The organism is Roseisolibacter sp. H3M3-2, from assembly GCF_029211165.1.
GTDB lineage: Bacteria > Gemmatimonadota > Gemmatimonadetes > Gemmatimonadales > Gemmatimonadaceae > Roseisolibacter.
The window spans coordinates 1-6,833 of the sequence record NZ_JARGEK010000273.1; the positions used below are offsets into that span (position 1 = coordinate 1).

7 protein-coding genes are annotated in these 6,833 nt (G+C 71.5%); 1 reads left to right on the forward strand and 6 read right to left on the reverse strand.

Going from position 1 to position 6,833, the window contains the following annotated elements; translation table 11 throughout:
• The coding region (locus tag PYV61_RS18525) for a hypothetical protein (RefSeq protein ID WP_275834357.1) at window positions 1–1,169 on the forward strand (1,169 nt) is incomplete at its 5' end.
• A gap of 74 nt (window positions 1,170–1,243) precedes the next feature.
• Here PYV61_RS18525 and rfbB read toward each other — a convergent pair.
• From rfbB to PYV61_RS18555, 6 genes are all read right to left on the reverse strand, one after another.
• Window positions 1,244–2,305 carry a dTDP-glucose 4,6-dehydratase gene (gene rfbB / locus PYV61_RS18530; protein WP_275834359.1) on the reverse strand — a complete coding sequence of 354 codons (1,062 nt, stop codon included), beginning with the start codon at window positions 2,303–2,305 and terminating at the stop codon, window positions 1,244–1,246.
• Window positions 2,302–3,144 (reverse strand): cytochrome c oxidase assembly protein, encoded by an 843-nt coding sequence (locus tag PYV61_RS18535; protein ID WP_275834361.1) that lies wholly within the window; start codon window positions 3,142–3,144, stop codon window positions 2,302–2,304. Before PYV61_RS18535 ends, rfbB begins: the two co-directional genes overlap by 4 nt.
• A 79-nt stretch (window positions 3,145–3,223) precedes the next feature.
• Window positions 3,224–3,583 carry a cytochrome C oxidase subunit IV family protein gene (locus PYV61_RS18540; RefSeq protein WP_275834363.1) on the reverse strand — a complete coding sequence of 120 codons (360 nt, stop codon included), beginning with the start codon at window positions 3,581–3,583 and terminating at the stop codon, window positions 3,224–3,226.
• Between the two features lie 10 nt (window positions 3,584–3,593).
• Window positions 3,594–4,259 (reverse strand): cytochrome c oxidase subunit 3, encoded by a 666-nt coding sequence (locus PYV61_RS18545; RefSeq protein ID WP_275834365.1) that lies wholly within the window; start codon window positions 4,257–4,259, stop codon window positions 3,594–3,596.
• Between the two features lie 10 nt (window positions 4,260–4,269).
• Entirely contained in the window at window positions 4,270–6,282 is a 2,013-nt protein-coding gene (gene ctaD / locus PYV61_RS18550; RefSeq protein ID WP_275834367.1) for a cytochrome c oxidase subunit I, read from the reverse strand.
• 16 nt (window positions 6,283–6,298) lie between these two features.
• The coding region (locus PYV61_RS18555) for a cytochrome c (RefSeq protein ID WP_275834369.1) at window positions 6,299–6,833 on the reverse strand (535 nt) is incomplete at its 5' end.

A 6,833-nucleotide genomic window follows, 5' to 3' on the forward strand; every position in this document is an offset into this window, starting at 1 on the left:
CCGCCGCGACGACCTTGGCCGCGGCGGTGCCGGGCGCCGAGACGCTGCGCGTGCGGCTGGCCGGCGGCGGGACCGGCGGGACGCGCGCGCAGAGCGGCTACGTCTTCGGCCCCGAGCGCGCCAACGCGTCGCGCCTCGCCTGGCAGCTGCTCGCGCACGGGGTGCGCGTCACGGTGGTCACCGACAGCACGGAGGCGGGCGGCCGCCTCTGGCCGCGCGGCACGTTCGTGGTGCGCACCTCGCGCAACGACACCTCCGTGCACGCGCTGGTCGACCGGCTGGCCCGCGAGGCGGGGGTCGAGGTGACGCCGGTCGCCAGCGCCTTCACCGAGCGCGCGCGCCTCGGCATCGGCGCCGAGGAGGTGGTGGCGCTGCGCCGCCCGCGCGTGGCGGTCGTCGGCGACGAGGGGGTGTCGCAGACCGCGTTCGGCGCGCTCTGGTGGACGCTCGACCGCCGCTACGGCGTCGACTTCACGCACCTCAACTGGCGCGCGATGCCGGGGGCGCTGTCGCGCTTCGACGTCGTCGTGATCCCCGACGCGTACGGCGTCGGGCAGTTCGTGGACAAGGACGCGGTGGAGCGCCTCAAGGCGTGGGTGCGCGCGGGCGGCACGCTGGTCGCGATGGGGAACGCGGCGGCGTGGGCGGCGCGCGAGGACGTGGGGCTCACGACGGCGCGCCGCGTGGGCGCCGACACGAAGCCCGACACGGCGGGGCGCGCCGACTCCGCGCGCGCGGCGCGCGCCGGCGCCGACTCGGCCTCGGAGGCGCGCGAGCTGCTCGCGGTCACGAGCCCCGGCGCGACCCCCGACGCGGTCGAGGCGCTGCCGGGGAGCCACTTCGACGTGGTGCTCGACCGCACGCACTGGCTGACCTACGGCTACGAGCAGCCGCGCCTCACCGCGCTGGTCACCGGCGACACCTTCTTCCGGCTGTCGCGCGAGGGGACGAACGTCGCCGTCTTCCCGGGGCGCGGGCCGATCCACCGCGCGGGCTTCCAGTGGCCGGGGAACACCGAGCGGCTGATGCGCAACGCCGCCCTGGTGCTCGAGGAGCCGCTCGGCGCGGGGCACGTCGTGCTGTTCGGGCACGACCCGACGTTCCGCGGGTGGTGGCGGGCGTGGGACCGGATGGTGCTGAACGCGCTGCTGCTCGGGCCGGCGTTCTGAGGGCGCTGCGGGCGGCGGGCTGCGGGCTGCGGATTCAGAACCCGCAGCCCGCAGCCCGCCGCCCGCAGCGCGGCTCAGACTTGCGCGAGGCCGAGGCGCTCGCCCCGGTACACCCCCGACCGCACGCGCTCCCACCAGTCGCGGTTCTCGAGGTACCAGGCGACGGTGCGGCGCAGCCCCGACTCGAAGGTCTCGCGCGGGCGCCAGTCGAGGGCGCGCTCGGTGCGCGACGGGTCGATCGCGTAGCGCTGGTCGTGGCCGGGGCGGTCGGCGACGAAGGTGACGAGCGCCTCGCGCGGGCCGATGGCGGCGTCGGGGGCCAGCTCGTCGACCAGCGCGCAGATCGCGCGCACGACGTCGAGGTTGCGCCGCTCGGCGCGCCCGCCGACGAGGTAGGTGGCACCCGGCGCGCCGCGCGCCCCCGCCGCCGCCAGCGCCTCGGCGTGGTCCTCGACGAACAGCCAGTCGCGCACGTTCTCGCCGCGCCCGTACACCGGCAGCCGCTCCCCGGCGAGCGCGTTGAGGATCGTGAGCGGGATCAGCTTCTCGGGGAACTGGTACGGGCCGTAGTTGTTCGAGCAGTTCGTCACCAGCACCGGCAGCCCGTAGGTGCGGTGCCACGCGCGCGCGAGGTGGTCGGACGCCGCCTTGCTCGCCGAGTACGGGGAGCTGGGGTCGTACGGGCTGTCCTCGGTGAACGCGCCGTCGGCGCCGAGCGAGCCGAACACCTCGTCGGTGGAGACGTGGACGAGGCGGAAGCGCGCGCGCGCGTCGCCGTCGAGCGACGCCCAGTGGCGGCGGGCCTCGTGCAGCAGGACGTACGTGCCGACGACGTTGGTCTCGACGAACGCCCCCGGCCCGTCGATCGACCGGTCGACGTGCGACTCGGCGGCCAGGTGGTAGACGACGTCGGGGCGGTGCGTCGCCAGGACGCGGGCGACGGCGTCGGCGTCGGCGACGTCGGCGCGCTCGAAGCGGTGCCGCGGGTGGCGCAGCGCGTCGCCGAGCGAGTCGAGGTTGCCGGCGTAGGTGAGCTTGTCGAGGGTGACGACCGTCGCGCCGGGGTCGGCGAGGAGCCGGCGGACGAGCGCGGAGCCGATGAAGCCCGCGCCCCCCGTCACGAGGTGGGTCGTCACGCCGGGACCTGCGCCCCCGCCACGTCGTCCGCCGACCCGCGCGCCGTCCAGCGGAAGAAGACGACCGTCATCACGAGCATGAAGTAGATCCCGCCCGGCACCCACATGATCAGCCCGCCCATCCGCTGGTCCTCGAGCGGCGAGATCCCGAGCACCCGCGGCGCGATCGCGTACGCCGGGTAGAGCACGCGGTCGGCGTAGGTGATGTAGACCGAGACGATCGACATCGGGATCGTCAGCAGGAAGCAGTAGAGGATCTGCGCCGGGTACGAGAGGCGCGGCAGCTCCGGCAGCGAGCCGAGGATCGGCCACCACATCAGCGTCGACGCGACCAGGAAGGTCAGGTGCTGCGCGATGTGCACGCCGTGGTGCGCGAGCGCGAAGTTGTAGAGGGGCGGCAGGTGCCACCCCGCCATCACCAGGTTGAAGAGCGCGAAGCACCACGCCGGGCGGGCGACGCGCGACGCGGCCGCGCGCACCCAGCGGACGCGCAGGGCGGGGCGCAGCATGGCGCCCGGCACGCCGAGCAGCACGAGCGGCACGACGACCAGCTGCAGCGCCAGGTGCTGGACCATGTGGGCGCTGAACAGGTAGACGTCGCTCAGGTCGTGCACCGGGCCGTTGAGGGCCAGGAAGAGCACGGCGAGGCCGGCGAAGAACGACAGCCGCTGGGCGGGCGTCGGCGCGGCGGCGGGGGCGCCGGCGCGGGCGCGCCAGAGGTAGAGCGCCGCCAGGGCGGCGATGCCGATCGCGGTGCTGGCGTGCACCGAGAACTCGGACCCGAGCTGCGCCACCGGGTGCAGCAGGGCAAGCGCGGGGAGCAGGGGCGGGACGGGCATGCGGGGTCCTCCGAACTGCGACGCGGCCGCGGGCCCGGGGGGCGCGCAGCCGCGTCGTCGGGCGGGCCGGCCGTCCGGCTCAGGCCAGGAGGCCGAGCCGGATCGACAGGTGGCCGAACAGGAACATGAGGCCGATCAGCGTCAGCGCGGCCACGACGAACGGGCCGACGAACAGCGCGCGGAACAGCCGGTGGTCGTACTTGAGGTGCATGTACACCGACACCACGATCAGGAACTTCACCGCCGACATGATCAGCAGCGAGGGCACGAACGACCAGTGCGCGACCCACGCCGGGACGTAGTAGGCGTAGACCTCGATGATCGTGATGACCGTGAGCAGCAGGCCGACCTTGACGTAGGTGCCGGCGCTCGGGTGGTGCGGGTGGTGGTGCGCGTCGGGGGCGTGCCCCGTGGCCGTGTTGCGGGGTTCGTGGGCCATGGGTCGTCGCCTACTGGATGAGGTACACGAGCGTGAAGATCACGATCCACACGACGTCGACGAAGTGCCAGTAGAGCGCGGCCATGTCGACGGCCAGCTCGTCGCGCGGGGTGAGCCCGCGCTTGAAGTCGATCGCCAGCAGCGAGAGCAGCCAGATCACGCCGGCCGTCACGTGCGCGCCGTGGAACCCCGTGAGCGTGAAGAACGACGAGCCGAACAGGTTGGTGCGGATCGTCAGCCCCTCGTGGACGAACGAGGTGAACTCGTACGCCTGGAAGCCGAGGAAGACGGCGCCCAGCAGCGCGGTCATCCCGAGCCACAGCTTGGAGCTCTGCCACGACTTCCGGTTCGGGTTGTCGGCGTTCACCACCGCGTCGTGCGCCAGCACCATGGCGAGCGACGACATGAGGAGGACGAACGTCGAGGCCGAGGTGACCGGGATGTCGAGGATCGCGGGGAAGACCTTCCCCGTGGCGGGGTCGGTCCACTGCTCGTGGGGGAACGGCCCGACGAGCGACCGCCCCTTGTAGATCAGGTACGTCGAGATGAGCGACGTGAAGAGCATGCACTCGGACCCGATGAACGCCCAGATGGCGATCTTCCGGTTGTCGAGCCCGGTGGTCGTGTAGTGCCCGCCGGTGTGCGCGGGCGCCGCGTTGGGCGCGGCGGTGTCCACGGTCGCCATCTCAGTGCGCGTCCTCGAGCGGGGTGGTGAGCCAGTTGTACAGCGACGCGACCCACCAGAGCGCGCCGAGGATCATGATGCCGACGCCGGTCGCCATGCTCTTCCCGAGGAAGAGCAGGCCGCAGAACATCACGACCACGCCCGTGGCGCAGACGAGCGGCATGATCGAGGGGTTCGGCATCGGGATGCCGAGCTCCTTGGCGGTCGGGAGGCGGCGCGCCGACGCGGCGGCGTTCGCCATGACCGGGGCCCCCTCGCCGGCGTGCGCGCTGCCGGCGGTCGGGTTGACGTGCACCTCGCCCATCTCGTGGCCGTTCGTCACCGCCTGCGGGCCGCCGATCCCCAGGCGGCGGTCGCCGGCCTCGGTGTGCGGGACCTCGCGGGTGAGCTCCGGCGCCTTCACGTCCCACAGCGGGTAGCGCGAGGTGACGTTCGGCAGCTCGGCGAAGTTGTAGTCGGGCGGCGGGCTCGGGATCGACCACTCGAGCGTGCCGGCGCCCCACGGGTCGTTCCCCGCGCGCTCCCCCTTCCGCCAGGAGCGGCCGAGGTTGTGGAGCGTGAGCGCGATGCCGACGATGAGGATCGTCGTGCCGAGCGTCGACAGCTGGTTGAACAGGGTGTAGCCCTGGTCGGCGTCGTACGTGTAGATGCGGCGGGGCATGCCGAGCAGCCCCGAGTAGTGCATGGGGAAGAACGTGAGGTTCATCCCGAGGAACATGATCCAGAAGCTCCAGTTGCCGAGCTTCTCGCTCATCAGGCGGCCGGAGAACTTCGGGAAGTAGTGGTACACGCCGGCGAACAGGCCGAACATCGAGCCGCCGAACAGCACGTAGTGGAAGTGGGCGACGATGAAGTACGTGTCGGTCTGCTGCAGGTCGGCCGGGGGCGAGGAGTGCATGACGCCCGAGATGCCGCCGACGGTGAACATGCCGACCAGCGCGACGGCGAACTTCATGGCCGTCGTGAAGTTCAGCGCGCCGCCCCACATCGTGGAGATCCAGTTGAAGATCTTCACGCCGGTCGGGATGGCGATCAGCATCGTCGTCAGCGAGAACACCGAGTCGGCGATCGGGCCCATGCCGACCGAGAACATGTGGTGCGCCCAGACGCCGAAGCCGAGGAAGCCGATCAGCACCGTGGCGTAGACCATCACCGGGTAGCCGAAGATCGGCTTGCGGCTGAAGGTCGGGATCACCTCCGAGACGAGGCCGAAGGCGGGCAGGATGAGGATGTAGACCTCGGGGTGCCCGAAGATCCAGAACAGGTGCTGCCAGAGCAGCGGGTCGGCGCCCGCGGCGGTGGTGTAGAAGTTGGTGCCGAAGAACCGGTCGAAGATCAGGAACTGGAGCGCGATCGTGATGACCGGGAAGGCCAGCAGCACCAGGAACTGCACGACGAACGTGTTCCAGGTGAACATGGGCATGCGCATCATGTTCATCCCAGGGGCCCGCATGTTCACGATCGTCGTGATGAAATTGAACGACGCCGCGAGCGTGCTGATGCCGAGGATCTGCAGGCCGATGACCCAGAAGTCGATGTTGATGCCCGGGCTGTGGGCCTTCGTCGTCAGCGGGGTGTAGCCGAACCAGCCGCCGTCGGGCGCGGCGTGGAAGAACACCGGCAGCGAGATGAAGATGCCGCCGAGCAGGTAGATCCAGTACGAGAACGCGTTGAGCCGCGGGAAGGCGACGTCGCGGGCCCCGACCTGGAGCGGGATGAGCAGGTTGAAGAAGGCGGCGGACAGCGGCATGATGGCGAGGAACACCATCGTGGTGCCGTGCATCGTGAAGATCTGGTTGTACGTGTCCGCCGACACGACGTTCAGGTTGGGCGCCGCGAGCTGCGCGCGGATGATCGCGGCCTCGACGCCCCCCCAGACGAAGAAGAACAGGCTGGTGAACAGGTACAGGATGCCGATCCGCTTGTGATCGACGGTGGTCAGCCAGCTCCAGAGGCCGGTCGCCTCCTCGGAGTGGGCGGGCGCGTACGCCGGCGCTGCGACGGTGGTAGCCATGCGGTGTCGGGCTCCCTTACTTCAGGGCCTGGAGGTAGGCGACGATGTCGGCGATCTGCTGGTCGGTCAGCCCGCCCTGCTTCACCTGCATCTTGGTCACCGGATCGTACTCGTTGAGGCCGAGCGTCGGCATGACGACGCCGGGCTTCATCTTCCGCGTGTTCTTGATCCAGTAGGCCAGGGTCCGCGCGTCGTTGGGGAAGAGCCCCGCGCCGAGCGTGTTGCGCGAGCCGAAGTGCGTGAGGTTCGGCCCGATCCTGCCGAGCGACGACGGGTTGCCGTTGACGTAGTGGCACCCGATGCACGACTGCGTCGAGTAGACCTGCTTCCCGCGCTCCGGGTCGCCCGCGGCCAGCACGGCGTCGCTGATGCGCCCGATGTCGGCCGGGATCGGCGTGCTCGGGCGGATGTGGCGCGGCAGCCGGTCGGCCGGGTAGGTGTAGCCCGGCGCGGCCGCGGCGGCGGGCGCCTGCGCGGCGAGCGAGGCGCTGTCGGCGGCCACCCCCTGCGCGAGCGCCGGGTTGGTCGGCGAGGCCTGCGTGGCCGCGGCC

Coding starts and splice junctions, on each gene's coding strand:
- PYV61_RS18535 (WP_275834361.1), bottom strand. CDS start 3,144: ATGCCCGTCCCGCCCCTGCTCCCCGCGCTTGCCCTGCTGCACCCGGTG.
- ctaD (WP_275834367.1), bottom strand. CDS start 6,282: ATGGCTACCACCGTCGCAGCGCCGGCGTACGCGCCCGCCCACTCCGAG.
- PYV61_RS18540 (WP_275834363.1), bottom strand. CDS start 3,583: ATGGCCCACGAACCCCGCAACACGGCCACGGGGCACGCCCCCGACGCG.